Origin of the sequence: Candidatus Filomicrobium marinum (assembly GCF_000981545.1) — a bacterium.
Taxonomy (GTDB): domain Bacteria; phylum Pseudomonadota; class Alphaproteobacteria; order Rhizobiales; family Hyphomicrobiaceae; genus Filomicrobium; species Filomicrobium insigne.
Map to the genome: position 1 here is coordinate 1,831,926 of NZ_LN829119.1, position 16,382 is coordinate 1,848,307.

The 16,382-nt window shown below is 56.5% G+C and carries 14 protein-coding genes and 1 riboswitch; of the genes, 9 read left to right on the forward strand and 5 right to left on the reverse strand.

Annotation, left to right across the window (positions count from 1 at the left end; all coding sequences use genetic code 11):
• Positions 1–3: 3 nt before the first annotated feature.
• The 5 genes from YBN1229_RS08625 to YBN1229_RS08645 form a co-directional block, all read right to left on the reverse strand.
• The gene (locus tag YBN1229_RS08625; protein ID WP_046478007.1) at positions 4–480 is read right to left on the reverse strand and encodes a tripartite tricarboxylate transporter TctB family protein; all 477 of its coding nucleotides are present in this window, start codon (positions 478–480) and stop codon (positions 4–6) included.
• On the reverse strand, positions 470–1,978 hold the full coding sequence (locus YBN1229_RS08630; protein WP_046478008.1) for a tripartite tricarboxylate transporter permease: 1,509 nt from the start codon (positions 1,976–1,978) through the stop codon (positions 470–472). The genes YBN1229_RS08625 and YBN1229_RS08630 overlap by 11 nt, the downstream gene beginning before the upstream one ends.
• Positions 1,979–2,018: 40 nt before the next feature.
• Positions 2,019–2,987, reverse strand: a complete 969-nt coding sequence (locus YBN1229_RS08635) for a tripartite tricarboxylate transporter substrate binding protein (RefSeq protein ID WP_046478009.1) — start codon at positions 2,985–2,987, stop codon at positions 2,019–2,021.
• Between the two features lie 180 nt (positions 2,988–3,167).
• Entirely contained in the window at positions 3,168–4,349 is a 1,182-nt protein-coding gene (locus YBN1229_RS08640) for a UxaA family hydrolase (protein ID WP_046478010.1), read from the reverse strand.
• Positions 4,350–4,360: 11 nt separating this feature from the next.
• Positions 4,361–4,651, reverse strand: a complete 291-nt coding sequence (locus tag YBN1229_RS08645; RefSeq protein ID WP_046478011.1) for a UxaA family hydrolase — start codon at positions 4,649–4,651, stop codon at positions 4,361–4,363.
• A 69-nt stretch (positions 4,652–4,720) separates the two neighbouring features.
• On the opposite strand from YBN1229_RS08645, the gene YBN1229_RS08650 reads away from it, so the two are divergent.
• The 9 genes from YBN1229_RS08650 (at position 4,721) to YBN1229_RS08690 (ending at position 16,376) form a co-directional block, all read left to right on the forward strand.
• A complete protein-coding gene (locus YBN1229_RS08650) occupies positions 4,721–5,494 on the forward strand; it encodes a GntR family transcriptional regulator (protein WP_046478012.1) in 774 nt (257 codons plus the stop codon).
• 472 nt (positions 5,495–5,966) lie between these two features.
• Positions 5,967–6,572: a hypothetical protein gene (locus YBN1229_RS08655; RefSeq protein WP_076605301.1), complete on the forward strand. Its 606-nt coding sequence runs from the start codon at positions 5,967–5,969 to the stop codon at positions 6,570–6,572.
• An 11-nt stretch (positions 6,573–6,583) separates the two neighbouring features.
• Positions 6,584–8,272 carry a methyl-accepting chemotaxis protein gene (locus YBN1229_RS08660; protein ID WP_046478013.1) on the forward strand — a complete coding sequence of 563 codons (1,689 nt, stop codon included), beginning with the start codon at positions 6,584–6,586 and terminating at the stop codon, positions 8,270–8,272.
• A gap of 177 nt (positions 8,273–8,449) precedes the next feature.
• Positions 8,450–8,674, forward strand: a riboswitch (cobalamin riboswitch).
• A gap of 270 nt (positions 8,675–8,944) precedes the next feature.
• Positions 8,945–10,855, forward strand: coding sequence for a TonB-dependent receptor plug domain-containing protein (locus YBN1229_RS08665; RefSeq protein ID WP_082101078.1), 1,911 nt, complete (start codon positions 8,945–8,947; stop codon positions 10,853–10,855).
• 16 nt (positions 10,856–10,871) lie between these two features.
• Complete coding sequence (locus YBN1229_RS08670) at positions 10,872–11,774, forward strand: ABC transporter substrate-binding protein (protein ID WP_046480165.1); 903 nt, start codon at positions 10,872–10,874, stop codon at positions 11,772–11,774.
• Positions 11,771–12,775 (forward strand): FecCD family ABC transporter permease, encoded by a 1,005-nt coding sequence (locus YBN1229_RS08675; protein ID WP_046478014.1) that lies wholly within the window; start codon positions 11,771–11,773, stop codon positions 12,773–12,775. The genes YBN1229_RS08670 and YBN1229_RS08675 overlap by 4 nt, the downstream gene beginning before the upstream one ends.
• Positions 12,772–13,554 (forward strand): ABC transporter ATP-binding protein, encoded by a 783-nt coding sequence (locus tag YBN1229_RS08680; RefSeq protein WP_046478015.1) that lies wholly within the window; start codon positions 12,772–12,774, stop codon positions 13,552–13,554. Before YBN1229_RS08675 ends, YBN1229_RS08680 begins: the two co-directional genes overlap by 4 nt.
• A 153-nt stretch (positions 13,555–13,707) precedes the next feature.
• The gene (locus YBN1229_RS08685) at positions 13,708–14,169 is read left to right on the forward strand and encodes a (2Fe-2S)-binding protein (RefSeq protein WP_046478016.1); all 462 of its coding nucleotides are present in this window, start codon (positions 13,708–13,710) and stop codon (positions 14,167–14,169) included.
• A 14-nt stretch (positions 14,170–14,183) separates the two neighbouring features.
• On the forward strand, positions 14,184–16,376 hold the full coding sequence (locus YBN1229_RS08690; RefSeq protein ID WP_046478017.1) for a xanthine dehydrogenase family protein molybdopterin-binding subunit: 2,193 nt from the start codon (positions 14,184–14,186) through the stop codon (positions 16,374–16,376).
• The last annotated feature ends 6 nt before the right edge of the window (positions 16,377–16,382 follow it).

A 16,382-nucleotide genomic window follows, 5' to 3' on the forward strand; every position in this document is an offset into this window, starting at 1 on the left:
CGTCTAGAAGCCTGTCCAGAGTCCAGTGGGGAGGGGAACTTGAAGTGCGCGCGAAAAGAGAAGGTAGAAACCTCCAACGATCACCGCGCCGGCGACGGGATAGACGACCAGGCGATAGGGCGTCCAGGGATCGTACATCGCAGTAACGAGGATCACCGCAAATGCGATGAGGCCAGCGAGCAGAAAGCCGAGATAGGGCATCGCCAGTGCTCCGCCCAACATTGCCGCGGCAAGCACGATCCGCCGGAATGTTGAGGCGCCGGAGGCGGCTTGTCCATTCGTTTTACCAAACCCGAAAAGCCACTGCAGCGCGAGGACGATCGAAAGCGCCATAAGCACGATGGCAATCGTCCGTGGGAAAACGAAGGAATCGGCATCGGTGTAGCTGGTCGTGTCCCACAGGACTAGGGTGGCAAGACCGGCAAAGGCGGCAGCCATAAAGGGCGTTGCGGTATCTCGGGCCTGCGACTCAGCCGTCATTTGGGCGCTCCTTCTTGCCGCGAATGAATCGAACCAGAGAAGGTCCGAACAGCGAGAGGACGATAAAGAGGATTATTGCTATCGAAATTGGCCGGCCAAAGAATATGCCGCCAAGGTTGTGCGTGGCCGCCCCGATGGTCCAGGCTTGGACGAAGCCTTGCTCGGCAATAGACCCAAGGATTAGGCCGAGAACGATCGGTGAAGCGGAAAACCCGAACCGGCCGAGAACCCACCCGATGCAGCCGAGAATAACCATGATTGCCACGTCGGAGGTCGAGTTCCGTATGGAATAAGACCCGATCAACGTCATGAAGGCGACCGTCGGAACCAACAGAGCCTTCGGAATGGTAATGATCGTTCGATAAGCGTAGCGACCGATCAGCAAGCCGACCGGCAGCATGAGAATCGTCGCGAGAAACAAGCCCCATATAAACGTGTAGACGATCGAGCCTTGGCTCGTGAAAAGGTTGGGCCCGACTTTCACACCTTGAACCAGCAATGCACCGAGGATAACCGCGTCAGGTGGCGTTCCGGGAATGCCGAGAACCAATGTCGGAATGAAACCTCCGCCGACAGTGGCATTATTTGCGGATTCGGAAGCCTGGATGCCCTCAGGTGCACCTTTGCCGAATTTCTCGGGATTTCTCGACGAGCGCATCGCTTCCGAATAGGCAACAAGACCTGCGATCGAACCGCCAGCTCCTGGCAGGATGCCGACGAACGTCCCGACAATCGATGAGCGCATCAAGTTGAATTTGTGTTTCCAGGAAAGCGCGAGGCCTTCGCGCAAACGCAAACCCTTGCTTTCTTGAGTCACCTTAAGATGACGCGCTGGCGTTGCGACCAGGTCAATCAAAACCGGTATACAATACAGCCCGATCAGTGCCGAAACAGTCTCGATGCCGCCAATAAGCACCTGGGAACCGAAGGTCAGCCGGATATCCGCGCTGACTTCAGCGACTCCCACCGTTGAAAGCAAAAGCCCCAGGCAACCACCCATAAGCGCCTTGAGCAGGTTCCCCTCGGAAAGGGAAGCAATCAGCGACAGACCGAAGACAGCGAGCCAGAAGTATTCCACCGGACCAAAGGCCAAAGCCACACCGGCGAGCGGCGGGGCTAGCACCATTAGGAACAGGGCGCCGACTAGGCCGCCGACAACCGAAGCGAGACACGCAATCGTCATAGCGAGATCGCCGTCGCCCCGCTTGGCCATCGGGTAGCCATCGAAAGTCGTGGCGATGGCGGAAGGTGTTCCGGGTGTGTTGAGAAGTATCGCGGCATACGCGCCGCCATAGATGGCACCCGTGTAAATCGCACCCATCAAGATAAGTGCCGAAGCGGGCTCCATCGAGAATGTGATGGGAACGAGAACCGCCACGGCCATCGTCGCGGTCAGCCCTGGTAGGGAGCCGACAATTGTGCCGGCTATTACGCCTCCCAAGGCCAACAGGACATTGAAGGGGCTCAACGCCGCTAGCAAGTGCTCTATCGCGGCCATGAGTACCCCCTCAAGCCTGCTATTGGACTAGACGCAAAAGCTATTTGATAACGTCGGCTTCCTTCGCAGCTTCGGCATATCCTTTGGCCTTTTCTGCGAGAAACGCTTCCATGCCATCGACGCCGACATCAACGAGCGAGAACCCGTCAGCTTCCATGCGCTTGCGGAATTCCGGATCGGCATTGATTTTGCCAATCATATCCGAAAGCTTCTTTTGGATTTCTGGTGGGGTAGATTTGGGTACTGCGATTCCGCGATAGGCACCGGAGACGATGTCGAACCCGAGTTCCTTAAAAGTAGGAACGTCAGGGAAAGCGGGATGGCGCTCTTCCATGGCGACGGCAAGCATGCGGGCCTTGTCGGCATGTTTGGCACCCACGGATGTGTAGCCCCAACTTGCCACAACCTGATTGCCAAGCAGGGCCTGAACCGCTGCACCCGTCCCCTTAAACGGTACGTAGGTTGTTTTGACACCGGCAAGCTTATCAAATGTCACCTGTGCCAAGTGATTGGCCGTGCCCTTGCCCGATCCGGAGAAGGTCAGCTCACCCGGCTTTTCCTTGGCGAACTTGATGAGGTCGTCGAGCGACTTGAACGGGCTATCATTTGTGACGACGATGGCATCCGGCGTGTAGTGGAACATATAGAAGCCGGCGAGGTCTTCTGTCTTGAAGCCAACATCCTTCTGCATCGGCTTGATGATGATATGCGGAAGGTTGATGCCCATGATCGTATAGCCGTCATTCGGCATCGAATTGAGCTGGGCCCATGCCGTTGCACCACCGCCGCCGGGTTTATAGGAAATAACCAGGTCCTGGCCGAACATCTTCTTGAAGAACGGCTGCTGATGCCGTGCGGTGATATCGGATTCACCGCCGGGTCCGAACGGAATGATGTAGTTGATGGGTTTAGAAGGAAAGTCGTCAGCTTGGCTAGCTACCGTGCCAAAGCCGAGAGCCAGTGTCGCCGCAGCGATTGTCTTGAAAAGAGATTTGGATCCAGACAACATTTTGAGTTCGTCCTCCCTTGGCTATTCACCTGGAGAAGCTAGGAAGCGATATCGCCGAGCCCAAATAAGAATTACTGCTGAGCTTTTTCGCTTCCCAGAACCTGGTGAAGTCTTATTGGACAGGAGAACCGGCCGTATCGGCTCTTATTTCTCCCGCGTTTCCTCAAAAGTGCTCGTGAACTATGCGCTTCTGTACAGTTTTGTCATGACAAATTCACGGTGGCCGAGCGCTTCTGCCGCCGTATTGCGCCCGTTCGCCGTGCGCACGATCATTTCGATTAGCGCATCACCTGCATCATCAAGCGTCATGTCACGACGAAGAATTCCCGAGACGTCTACATCGATATGTTCGCTCATCGTCCGTACGGTTCTTGGGTTGGCCGAAATCTTTATGACCGGAACAATTGGATTGCCGACCACATTGCCCTGACCCGTTGGGAACGTATGTACCGCATACCCACCAGCCGCCATCAGTGTGACGCATTCCGCCGCCGCTGAGGATGTGTCCATATAGTAGAGGCCGGGGCCGGAAGCTGGAGCTTCAGCAGGCTTCAGTATGTCGATGTAGCGGCTCGTGCGTCCGATCTTCTCAAGGTTGCCGAGTGCCTTCTCTTCAATCGTGCTCAGGCCGCCTTCTATGTTTCCCTTTGTCGGCTGGCTTTCAGACAGGTCATCGACCTTGTTCGCTTCGATGACGTCATCCAGGTAAGCCTTCCACATTTTGTACCAGCGCTCGCCAACCTCCGGATTGATTGCACGGGCTTTGCAGATATGTTCTGCACCTGTGATTTCCGACGTTTCGCCGAAGACACCGTAGATCCCTTCTGGCAGAAGTTTGTCGTACATGTTGCCGACGGTCGGGCAAGAGCCAAGCCCGGTTGTGGTGTCGCTTTCACCACACTTCGTCGACACCCAAAGCTCGGAAATACCGCACTCCTCACGTTGGAGTTCTGTCGCATAGTGGACAAACTCCTTAGCTTGGCGCGACGCGTCCATGATCGTCTTGAAATCACCATTCTGCTCGATGGAGAAGCCCGCTACGGGTTTCCCTGTCTTCGCGATTCCGTCGACGATCCGCTTGGTCCAGCCAGGCTCGATACCAATAACGACACAGGCCGCTACGTTGGGGTTGGAGCCTGTGCCGATCAGAGTGCGGAAATGAAGCTCCAGATCTTCGCCAAACTGAAGCCGTCCGTAAGAATGCGGCAGGGCGAGCGTGCCCTTGACGTTATTGCCGACAGCTTCGCAGGCGGCATTTGAGATATCGTCAACCGGCAGAATCACCACGTGATTACGGACGCCGACGCGGCCGTTGTCACGCCGATAGCCTTTGAACGAAAGATTCGAATATTGCGACGCCATTCCCTTGGTCCTCACCAGCGCTTGGTCTTTAGGTTGTGAACATGAACGTGACCGCCACAGCTGGCGTCTCCGACCATTTTTCCGATGTCCTCGCCGTACTTGATGACGGTGCTGCCAGCTGCGAGATCGTTCAGGGCGACCTTGTGACCGATCGGAATGTCATGAAGCGCGGTAAGATTGAGAGTCGTATTCGTCTCAGTGATTACGCCGAGCATGTCCGTGCCGGCTTTGAGCCCTTCGATGACAACGACGCCAACGTTGTCCTTTGGGCTGTGAACCAGGAAATGGGGAACTTCTGCCACTGTCCGTCCTCTGTTTCGCTATGTGAAATAAATTGCACACACATCGACCTCTTGTATAAGACATAAGACATGAGCGCAACCCGCAAGCCGAATTCGAAAGAAGCTTCCCCATCGGGCGCCGAACTAACGACGGCGCTCGCGGCACAGCCTCTTTACGCTCAGGTAGAGGCGATCTTTGTTGATCGCATTCGAACGGGAGTATGGCGGCCAGGTCAGCTCATTCCGAGCGAGTTCGAACTGGCGCGAGAGATAGGTGTCAGCCAGGGGACCGTGCGTAAGGCGCTCAATGCCTTGGCCGTCGATAATCTCGTAGAGCGCCGTCAGGGCCGCGGAACCTTCGTGGCGGAACACACGCCGGACAAGATGCTCTTCCGCTTCTTCAACCTGTTTGAGGATGGGGGGGGGCATATCGAGCCGGACTCGCAAAACACACGCATGAGTATTGCGCGTGCCAACAAAGAAGAGCGGGAACGGCTAAAGCTCGATGTGGGCGCAGAGGTCATCCGGGTCTCACGCGTGCGTACCCACGCCGGTAAGCCTATGATCTACGAAACGATCGTGTTGCCACGCCAGTTTTTTCCTGGGCTCGTCAAGGAAAAGACCATTCCCAACACGCTCTATGATCACTTCCAAAAAGAATACGGTTTAACAGTTTCTCACGGTGAAGAGCGGATTACGGCCGTCGCTGCGGGGGAGCGAGAAGCGAAGGCGTTAGAAATTGCGCCGGGCCTTCCTTTGATCCGGCTCGATCGTACTATGTACGCTTTGAATGAGGCTCCGATCGAGTGGCGCGTGAGCATTTGTTTGCTTTCGGGCGCGCATTATTTGGTGCGCCTTAGGTAAGACGTCGCAAGCACCTAAATTGGTATTTTTTCGAAATTGTGCGGGAGGCCATACAAGCGTCCGCATGCGGGAGTCTGTGCAACTTATATGGTTTGATGTTGTCCGTGGTTAGAGATGTTTTGCGGCAGATGTCACCCGGACTTCTGCTTGGGTGTCAACGATAGGCACCAAAAAGATATGGACATTTTCAAAATTAAATACGTCGGCGAGAAATAGCTCTCGTTTTGAAGTGGGGCTGTGCACCGTACACCTCGAGCCTCAATTGAATCGGATGCAAAAGCCCGCAATTACGGGAGTTTAGCCGGTAATAGTTTTCCTTATGGCCGAACGTTGAGGATGTAGGGAATATTTCGGTTGCCTAAGCCACAATGAGAGCAGAAAAGCGTAACTACCTATTTTCAATATGCATATTAAGTCATTTTTTATCGTGATTCCTGTAGTGATCAGGAAAGGGAAGGATTGGGGGAGAGTGATGATGAGAAATTTCGCATTTATTCCACTCATGTGCTTGGCTGCATCTTCGTCATTGGCTCAGGAGTTTCCGGGGCGTGTTGAAAGCCTGATTACGCCGGATGTGATCGAAGAGATCAAGGGTTGGTCAAGTCAGCCCATCGTCAAGCTGGCTGTCGAGGCCCAAAATCAGCGCCATGGTGTCTTGACGCAGGATGAGATTGACGAGCTCGATAAAACGTGGCGCGAGGAAGCGCAGGCTGATGATAAGCCGCTGATTTCGGCAACGATCGCGAGTCCGCTTTCGAATTATCTCTTGAAACGCCAAGCTGCGTCCGTTGGTCTATATAAAGAGATCTTCATAATGGATGTGAATGGACTCAATGTGGGCCAAAGCTCCATTACGACAGACTACTGGCAGGGCGATGAGGCGAAGTTTCAAAAAACCTTCGCCATTGGGCCGACAGAAATCTTTATTGACAAGCCGGAGTTCGACGACGGTCTGAAGATCTGGACATCTCAGGTCAGCATGACGCTTGCCGACAAAGACAGTGGTGACGCGTTTGGCGCGATCACCGTGGAAATCAATCTGACGGAGCTTTCACGGCGCCGTACCCCAGCGTTCTGATAGGCAATGCCATGCTCAACAATATCTCAGTAACAAAAAAAATGGTTGGCGCTTTTGCAGCGCTTTCGCTCGTAGCCCTCGGGTCGTTTGCGGTCGTGAAGGTGCAAACAGATGAGGTGGATAAAGCGTCGCAAGTAACGTTCGACGTCATCGCGGCACTGTCTAGGATGACTGAGCTGCGGGATGGCTCTAACAAGCTGGTTGCCGACCTTCGTCACTTTCTCATCACGGGCGACCGCGCAAAGGTGAAGAACTTCGAGAAGGACGTTAAGAAGGTTTCTACAGATCTCGAAAGCGTGCGCCGTTTGACATCGACGTTCTTCGCGGGTGTCGGTGCGTCCTTAGACCGGTTTAGCGATGCGTGGAACACGTGGGTAACGGATGCGGCGAAACCGCAGATTGAAGCCATGCGGGACCCAATGACCGTTGATCTTGCGCATACCATCGAACTGCAGGCGCACACGACGGCCAGCCTGGACGAGGTTTCGACTGCATTGAACGAAGCTGAAATGGCGCTCTCTGTGATGCTGAGGGGGGCGTCAAAAGGGGCTGCCGCCGCGGCAGAGCGACTGAATCTTGCAGTTGCCGTCGCAGCATCCGTCATTCTGCTGGGTACCGTTCTCTTGGGTGCACTCGTTTACGTGAGCGTGTCGACGCGTCTGAAATCCCTTGCTGGTGTGACGGAACGTCTGGCGAAGCACGATATGACTGCTGAGCCGAAGGGTATAACGGATCGCGACGAAATCGGCCGCATGGCTGCCTCGCTCAAGGTCTTTAAGGACGGCATCATCCGCTCTCAGGAACATGAGCGTGAAGCCGCTGCGGAGCGCGAGAAGCTGCAGGTCGAGAACCGTAAGGCGATGATGCATCTTGCCGATGAGTTTGAAACCAAGGTTGGTTCCATCATCGAGTTCGTCGCCAGTGCATCCTCTCAGTTGCAATCGGCGGCAAGTACAATGGCGGCGGCTGCGGAAGAGACAAGCGCTCAATCGTCGTCCGTTGCCGCAGCCTCTGAGCAGGCCTCGGTAAACGTCAGAAGTGTCGCTAGCGTCACGGAAGAGATGGCAGGCGCTGTCCAGGAAATCGGTCGTCAGGCTGACGCGTCGTCTCGCAAGGCAAGCCACGCTGCCAAGGAGATCGACAATACGGTGGAACGCATTACGACATTGTCGCAAGCGGCCCATGAAATCGGTTCCGTCGTGACATTGATCCAGGAAATTGCGCAGCAGACGAACCTGCTCGCACTCAACGCCACGATCGAAGCAGCACGTGCGGGAGAGGCCGGCAAGGGCTTCGCCGTCGTCGCTCAGGAAGTGAAGGCTCTCGCCGAACAGACTGCGAAGGCAACTTCGGATATCTCCACGCAGATCCAAAACATCCAAACGGCAACGGAGGGCTCCACGGTGGCCATCAGTGCCTCGACAAATGCGATTGGCGAATTGAGCGAAATCGCGGCGTCGATTGCTGCTGCGGTCGAGGAGCAGGCTGCAGCGACGTCGGAAATCTCCCGCAACGTCATGCAGGCTGCGGAAGGAACGCGAGAAGTTTCCTCCAGCATTATCGGTGTCAATCAGGCTGCCAATGATTCTTCGTCAGCTGCATCGCAGGTCTTGAGTTCGTCGACCGAACTGTCGCGCCAGGCGGTGCATCTGAAGACGGAAGTCTCGAGTTTCCTCGATACGGTCCGTTCGGCAGCGTAGCTCCCTCGAAGAGATAAAAGGCAGAAGCTATCGGGAGGACCCGGCCATAGGCCCGGGTCCTCTTTTCGTTGGGGAACATTCCAGCCACACGCCAGACGTGTGCCCTTTCCGCCAGTCTCGAAGCGAGACTCCACATGTTGCGGCCTCGCGCAGATTGACTCTCCTACAGCCAACTGATTTGTTGCCTGCGCTATTGGTGTTCAGCGGGCTGAAGCCCACTGAATGAAAAGGGAACGCGGTCTCGCAAACATTTGCGATAAGCCGCGGCTGCCCCCGCAACTGTAAGCGGCGAGCGTCATCCTCAATCCACTGGGCTCTCCACTGTGTTTGGAGAACTGGGAAGGAAGGACCTGATGCGTCTGAGCTGCAAGCCAGGAGACCTGCCAGTGGCGTGTCGCCCATTCCTCGCGCGGGGCGCGCTTGGGAGCGGATGTCCGTTGTGGCGACCCATGTGAAGAGAAGCACGGGTTGAGCAATGGTTCTGCGGAGCAAGTCCGACTAGCGTGAATCTCGACAATGCGGCGTGAGCTTTGATTGCACCGACGCACGACGAGATATTTGTTGCCGGCCGAGAGCCGGATACCGATGACGTAGTCCACTTTCGATCGCGATTTCATTGATTGGCTCTGCCGCTTTTCGCACCGATCCAATGCGGGAAACGGAGTGGTCACGATGTTGATGAGAAAGAGTTTTAAAGGCGGAACAACAAGCGCCAATACGCTCAAGTGTTCTAGTTGGTTGGCGCTTACGGCGATAGTCGTTTTGCCAGCGTTAGCCAGTGAAGCGGCTCTCGCCCAAGAAGGCGAAATCATGCTGCCCGGAATCGTCATTTTTTCCGCGAACCGTACACCGACTGATGCAGCCGCTGTTGGTTCGTCGGTTTCTCTTATCACGCAGGAGGATCTTGAAAAGCAGTCGCGACCGTTTCTGCAGGACTACCTGGAGACGGTTCCCGGCGTGAATTTCACCCGCAATGGTCCGGCGGGATCCACCACCGGTATAACGATGCGCGGCGCCAATCAGAACTATGTAAAAATTCTGATCGACGGCATGGATATTAGCGACCCCTCCGCACCGCAGACGTCAGCAAGATTCGAGCACCTTCTGGTGGACGATTTTGCACGCATTGAAATCCTGAAAGGTTCGCAAAGCACGCTTTACGGTGGCGATGCCGTAGCTGGTGTCGTGTCCATAGATACGCGGCGCGCGACGAAGCTGGGGTATTCTCAATCGGTTGCGGCTGAATACGGCGCCTACAACACTTGGCGCGGCGCGACCACCGCGGGCTATGCGACAGATCGCGGAGATATCTCGTTCAGCCTTTTGGGAATTGATACCGAGGGCTTTTCCGCAGCGGACAATGCGCCGGAGGACGACGGCTACAATAATCTGACATTTTCCGGCCGCGGTGAAATGAAAGTCGCTGACGGCATCACAGTCTTCTTCGCAACGCGCGCCTTTAACGCAGAAGGCGAATACGATGCCTCTGGTCCGGTCGACAGCCCCATCGAGGAAGGTAAGACGTCTCAGTTCGCCGGTCGGGTCGGCACCAACATCGAGCTGTTCGAAGGACGCTTCAAAAATACCTTCGCGCTGCAAGGTATGAAGATCGAACGCGATGATGTGAGCAGCTCGGTGTTTGCCCCGGTGACTTGGTACAATGGTGACCGCGTTAAGGCCGAGTACAACGGCGTCATCAGCTTTAACGAGTCTCTTTCGCTTCTTGCTGGCGCCGACTGGGAGGAAACCGGAGCGGAGTCTTTTAACGCTCCTGGAAAGCGCGACGAGGCCAACATCTTCGGCACCTTCGCCCAGCTGATGGTCGAACCCATCGACAACTTGACGCTCACGTTTGGCGGCCGCATTGATGACCATAGCGAATTCGGCAACTTCAATACACATCGGCTCACGGCCGCTTATCTCTTCACAGAGACCGACACCAAAATTCGTGCCAGCCACTCAACGGGCTTCCGCACGCCCAGCCTGAATGAACTCTACGGTCCATTTGGCGCTAATCCCGATCTAAACCCGGAAGAAAGCGTGAGCTGGGATGCGGGCATCGAGCAGGGCTTTTTCGATGGCCGTGCCACTCTGGGCGTGACCTATTTTGAACTCGATACCGAGAACCTGATTGCCTATACGACCGGATATATGAACGTGCCGGGCGTTACTTATCGCAACGGCGTGGAGATTGCGGCGAGCGCCTTCCTGACAGATCGCGTGGCCATCAGTGCGGCCTATACGTTTACGGAGACGGAGCGGGAGAATGGACTTCCGCTACCGCGTGTGCCACGTCACAATTTTGCATTCGGCATCGATGCGCAGCCGCTGGATAAGCTTAAGCTCAATGTCACAGCGAAATACGTGACGGAGAACGTGGATGAGATCTTCGGATTGGGCATCGTGCCACTCGATGATTACCTGCTGCTGAATGCAAAGGTGTCTTACGAATTCCGGCCTGGCATGGAAGCGTACATCCGCGGCGAAAACCTGCTCGACGAGGACTATCAGACCGCCTATGGCTACGGCACATCCGATCTGGCGATTTATGGCGGCTTGCGCATGGACCTTTGGCCGGACTGAACGCTTGGGGGCAACCATGCGCTTGCGTCAGCTAAGCGCATGGTACGCGGCGCTCGGTGTGCTGCTAGCTCTTTCCTTCCCGCTCCCGGGAATAGCGTCCGCTGAGAGCGATAACCGTGACCCGACGGCACCTCGTCGGGTCATTTCCATGAACCTCTGTACAGACCAGCTCGCGATGATGATCGCGGCGCCGGGACAGCTCTACTCAGTATCGAATTTGGCCTCCGATCCCAGCATGTCGATGATGGCCAAGCAGGCGCGCGCCTACAAGCCTAACCATGGCCTGGCTGAAGAAGTCTTCTTGATGCGGCCCGATCTCATACTCGTTGGTGCCATGACGACACGAACCACAGTGGCGATGCTGGAGCGGCTGGGTTTCCCAGTTGTCGAGTTTCCCTTCGAAAATTCGTTTTCCGACATGCGTGCCAATATCAAACGAATGGGCGATGCTTTGCATCGTCCCGAACGAGCGCGCGAGTTGCTCGCCCGGTTTGATGCCGATCTCGCCCAGCTTCGAAAGCGTCCGGGACCCCGCCGAACGGCGGCGCTGTTCCACGCCAATAGCTATACATCTGGCGTGGGTACGCTAGCCAATGAGGTCCTGAAAGCCGCGGGCCTGGATAACATAGCCGTCCAATTCGGCTTAAGCGGCACCGCTAAGTTGCCCTTGGAGAAGCTCGTCATGGCTGCACCTGATTTGGTCGTGACCGATACCACTTGGGAAGGAGCGCCAGCCCTCGCGCAGCAGGTATTTGCCCACCCGGCTCTGCGTGCTCTCGAAGCGACCTCGGCCAAAGCGATGTCCGCAACCAACAGATGGATCTGCGCCACACCGCATTTGATTGATCTGATCCGTGATCTTTCCGCTGCCCGTGCCGCCGTCACCACGATTCATGATCGGAGTGCGACGAGGCAATGACCGTGCCGATGCCCTACCCAGCCCTCATCGCGATACTCTCTGCACTCGTAATCCTCCTGTTCGGAGTATCGTTGTTGACCGGCCCAGCCGCCATTGGCTTTACCGATAGCCTCGTAGCGCTGGTTTCGGGAAGCTCTACCGACGCAGTGACACTTGTCATGCGCGAGATTCGCCTCCCACGCGCCATATTGGGGGTGATGGTTGGTGCGAGTCTGGGGCTGACGGGGGCCGCGCTTCAGGGCTATCTGCGGAACCCGCTCGCAGAGCCGGGTCTGTTAGGTATCAGTGCGTCCGCCTCCCTCGGTGCCGTCTTGGCGATCTACACCGGTCTTGTAATTGTTCTGCCGCTCTCTTTGCCGGTGCTTGCGCTATCAGCCGCCATCGTGGCCGTCTTGGTTGTGCGCTTGTTGGCAGGAGGAAGGAGCGACGCCGCAAGCTTAATCCTCGCAGGTGTAGCGGTCACAAGTTTTGCTGGTGCGATGACGGCGCTCGCACTCAATTTGTCACCGAATCCGTTCGCGGCACTTGAGATTGTATATTGGATGCTTGGCTCCCTGGCGGATCGCTCGATGAGCCATGTGTGGCTTGCCGGACCGTTCATGCTTGTCGGCTGGGGCATGATCGCCATCCTAGGTCGGTCCCTCGATGCTCTGACCCTTGGCGAAGCGACAGCGAAAAGTCTCGGGATACGTCTTGATCGCGTTCAAGCGTTGGTGGTGTTCGGTACGGCTATTAGCGTGGGCGCTGCCACTTCTGTTTCCGGGGCGATCGGTTTTGTTGGCCTTGTCGTCCCACATCTCATGCGGCCGTTGGTCGGTTCCCGGCCAAGCCGTTTGCTCTTGACTAGCGCGTTGTCTGGCGCGGCCTTGCTGCTCACCGCAGACATCGCCGTCCGCCTTATAGCTCCTGATAGCGATCTCAAGCTTGGCGTATTGACCGCACTTGTCGGCGCACCGTTCTTCCTTTGGTTGATCATCAAGACACGGCGGACCCTCTTATGAGCCGTCTCTCCCTAGACAATGTCACCGTCACGCTAGGTGACCGCAAAGTGCTTGATCGCGTTTCGCTCAACATGGAGGGTGGTGAATTCGTTGGCCTGCTCGGCCCTAACGGTGCGGGTAAATCGACACTCCTACGCACGATCACGCAAGAGATTCCTTATGAGGGGGCCATCCGCCTCGGCGGCAAGCCGCTCGCCGATCTAGGCGCAGAAGGCCGCGCGCGCAGTCTCGCCTATCTCCCGCAGATCCGTGATATTGCCTGGCCGGTGTCAGTCACGGAGATCGTTGCTCTGGGCCGCCTTCCCCATTGCCGTCCCTTCGCGAAAATGACGATGGCCGACGGTGCAATTGTTGCTGACGCCATGGAGCGCATGGATATTACGGCACTTGCCCATCGCCGCGCCACAGAGCTGTCAGGCGGCGAGATGGCACGTGTGCTCATGGCACGCGTGTTGGCTCAAGAGACACCGATCATCATCGCTGACGAGCCGGCAGCAGGTCTTGATCCCGCACATCAGATTGCCTTGGTAGAGACGTTTGCGGCGATTGCGAAGAGTGGACGGACTGTCATCGCGTCCCTCCATGAACTCCCTCTGGCGGCGCGCTGGTGCCAACGCATCATCCTCATTTCACAGGGCAAGATCGTCGCGGACGGGCCGGCGTCTAAGGTTGTGACCACAGAAAATTTATCTCGCGTCTATGGGGTTGAGGCTATGCTAATGGAAGACGCGCAAGGTTTGATCGTAGCCCCTATCCGACTGACTCCCAGGACGTCCTAAGCCGTTACCATCTGAAAACCTATCCTTGCTGAATGGAACCGTTCGCTCCGTTGTATGGTTGTCGTCAGGGTTGTTTTTGCTCAGGGTCACATCAATCCTCTGGATTGGCGCAATTTCCGCAAAAGTTAAACTCCACCTCAAAGGAGGGGACCCATGGCCATCACATTCAACGTCAATGGAGAACCGCGGGAGGTCGATGTCGACCCTAATACGCCGTTATTGTGGGTCCTGCGCGACGAACTCGGACTGACGGGCACCAAATTCGGCTGTGGCGTGGCTCAATGCGGAGCGTGCACCGTATTCGTTGATGGTATGCCGCAGCGTTCGTGCGTCACGCCCGTCGAACTGATCAACGGCAGCGATATAACCACGATTGAAGGTGTCGAAGGCCCGGAAGCAAGCGCCATTCAGAAGGCCTGGGTGGAAATCGACGTCCCTCAGTGCGGATACTGTCAATCCGGACAGATCATGTCCGCAGTCGCCTTGCTTCGAGACATTTCCGATCCCACTGATGAAGACATAGACGGCGCCATGACGGGGAACATCTGCCGATGCGCCACATACGTACGCATTCGCCAGGCGATCAAGAACGCTGCGGCTGAACTCAAAGGCTGAGGAGGGCGTAGAATATGTTGAAATCCGTGATCGAGGCCGATCGCCGAACAGTTTTGCGTGGGGCCGCCGCAACTGGCGCCGGTTTGGTTTTAGCAATGGTCCTGCCGATGCGTGCGCGCGCCCAATCGGGGGCTGCTGCCGTCATCAAAGGAGGCGCTACAGATACTGCATTCGCACCAAATGCGTTCGTGCGCGTCGCACCCGATAGCACCGTGACCGTTCTCGTCAAACATATAGAATTCGGCCAAGGTCCCCTGACGGGATTGACGACATTGGTTGCTGAAGAGATGGATGCCGACTGGTCGCAAATGCGCGGAGAGCTGGCTCCTGCGAATACGGCACTTTACAAAAATCTCGCTTTTGGCATTCAAGGCACGGGCGGTTCGACCGCCATGGCCAATTCCTACGAGCAAATGCGCAAGGCCGGCGCCGCCGCCCGCGCGATGCTTGTCGCGGCCGCCGCTGAAACCTGGCAGGTCCCTGCGGAAGAGATCACCATCGAAGCCGGCATCATCTCCCACAAGGTATCAAACAAGACAGGAAAGTTCGGAGACTTCGCGGACGCCGCGTCCAAACGGTCGCCCCCGGCTGAACCTAGCCTGAAATCGCCCTCTGACTTCAAACTCATTGGCACGGATCGGCCGAAGCTCGACACACAGGACAAAGCAACGGGTAAAGCGGTATTCACGATGGACGCCACGCGCCCTGATATGCTGACGGTCGTCATTGCGCGGCCACCGCTGTTCGGCGCCAAGGTGAAGTCGGTGGACGATACGGATGCCCGCAAGATCAAGGGCGTCGTTGACGTCAAGAAGATCCCGCAAGGCGTCGCAGTTTATGCAAAAGGCTTTTGGCCCGCAAAAACCGCGCGAGATGTGTTGAAGATCGAGTGGGACGAGACGGGGGCCGAGACTCGATCTACCGATGAGATCGTTGCCGACTATAAGAAGAAGGCCGCGACGGTCGGGCGCGTCGTGAGAAAAGAAGGTGATGCGGAAAAGGCGTTACCTGAAAATGCTAAGACGCTTCAAGCGGAGTACGTCTTTCCCTTCCTCTCACAAGCTCCAATGGAACCCCTCGATTTTTTAATCGAGGCGGATGCGTCGGGTGGTGAGGCGTGGGCCGGCACTCAGATGCAAACCGTCGATCAGGCGGTAGCGGCTCAGATCCTCGGTTGTCGCCCAGAGGAACTGAAGCTGAACACGATGATGGCGGGTGGAAGTTTTGGTCGCCGCGCAACACCGAATGCGGATGTGGCTTCGGAAGCGGCGGAAGCGGCGAAGGCGCTGGGCAGAAAAAAGCCTATAAAACTCGTCTTTACACGCGAGGATGATCTCCACGCCGGATACTACCGTCCGCTCTACGTTCACCGATTGAAGGGCGCGGTCGACCAAGCCGGGAACATCGCACTTTGGGACCAAGTGATCGTCGGCCAATCGATCATCGAAGGTACGCCGTTCGCCGCGCAGATGAAGGATGGCATCGATCCAACAGTCGCCGAAGGTTCCGAAGATATACCATATCAAATCGGCAATCTTCGCATCAGTACGCACCAGACTAAACTCGCTATCCCGCCGCTTTGGTGGCGCTCCGTTGGTCACACACACAATGCCTACGTCGTCGAGACATTCCTCGATGAACTCTTGGCGATGGCCAATAAAGATCCCGTCGAAGGCCGTCTGGAGCTTATTGGGGAGAAAAATCCCCGTCATGCTGGCGTGCTGCGGGCTGTTGCCGAACTGGCCGGGTGGGGAGCCGCGGTCCCTGAAGGCAGGGCACGCGGCGTTGCCTTGCACAAGTCTTTCAACACATATGTCGCTCAGGTCGCCGAAGTCTCGGTCGGAAAGGACAAGCTTCCACGTGTTCACAAAGTTTGGTGCGCCGTTGATTGCGGTGTTGCCGTCAATCCCAATGTGATCCGTGCGCAGATGGAAGGGGGCATCGGGTACGGTCTGGGGCATACACTCTACGCCGAGATCACCTTGGACAAAGGGCGTGTCGTTCAGACCAACTTCGACACCTATCGCTCTCTGCGCATCAACGAGATGCCGGACGTCGAGGTCACCATCATCAAGTCAGATGAAGCTCCGACAGGGGTGGGTGAGCCGGGAACGCCGCCCATTTCTCCGGCCGTCGCTAACGCGTGGCGAAAACTCACCGGCACACCTGTGAGACATTTGCCGTTTACCCGCCATGTGCAGTCATAAGCGACA

What these genes read in the sequence shown, in the direction of transcription:
- YBN1229_RS08665 (WP_082101078.1), top strand. Translation starts at nt 8,945, where the DNA reads ATGTTGATGAGAAAGAGTTTTAAAGGCGGAACAACAAGCGCCAATACG.
- YBN1229_RS08635 (WP_046478009.1), bottom strand. Translation starts at nt 2,987, where the DNA reads ATGTTGTCTGGATCCAAATCTCTTTTCAAGACAATCGCTGCGGCGACA.
- YBN1229_RS08675 (WP_046478014.1), top strand. Translation starts at nt 11,771, where the DNA reads ATGACCGTGCCGATGCCCTACCCAGCCCTCATCGCGATACTCTCTGCA.
- YBN1229_RS08625 (WP_046478007.1), bottom strand. Translation starts at nt 480, where the DNA reads ATGACGGCTGAGTCGCAGGCCCGAGATACCGCAACGCCCTTTATGGCT.
- YBN1229_RS08640 (WP_046478010.1), bottom strand. Translation starts at nt 4,349, where the DNA reads ATGGCGTCGCAATATTCGAATCTTTCGTTCAAAGGCTATCGGCGTGAC.
- YBN1229_RS08650 (WP_046478012.1), top strand. Translation starts at nt 4,721, where the DNA reads ATGAGCGCAACCCGCAAGCCGAATTCGAAAGAAGCTTCCCCATCGGGC.
- YBN1229_RS08655 (WP_076605301.1), top strand. Translation starts at nt 5,967, where the DNA reads ATGATGAGAAATTTCGCATTTATTCCACTCATGTGCTTGGCTGCATCT.
- YBN1229_RS08660 (WP_046478013.1), top strand. Translation starts at nt 6,584, where the DNA reads ATGCTCAACAATATCTCAGTAACAAAAAAAATGGTTGGCGCTTTTGCA.
- YBN1229_RS08630 (WP_046478008.1), bottom strand. Translation starts at nt 1,978, where the DNA reads ATGGCCGCGATAGAGCACTTGCTAGCGGCGTTGAGCCCCTTCAATGTC.
- YBN1229_RS08685 (WP_046478016.1), top strand. Translation starts at nt 13,708, where the DNA reads ATGGCCATCACATTCAACGTCAATGGAGAACCGCGGGAGGTCGATGTC.
- YBN1229_RS08690 (WP_046478017.1), top strand. Translation starts at nt 14,184, where the DNA reads ATGTTGAAATCCGTGATCGAGGCCGATCGCCGAACAGTTTTGCGTGGG.
- YBN1229_RS08680 (WP_046478015.1), top strand. Translation starts at nt 12,772, where the DNA reads ATGAGCCGTCTCTCCCTAGACAATGTCACCGTCACGCTAGGTGACCGC.
- YBN1229_RS08670 (WP_046480165.1), top strand. Translation starts at nt 10,872, where the DNA reads ATGCGCTTGCGTCAGCTAAGCGCATGGTACGCGGCGCTCGGTGTGCTG.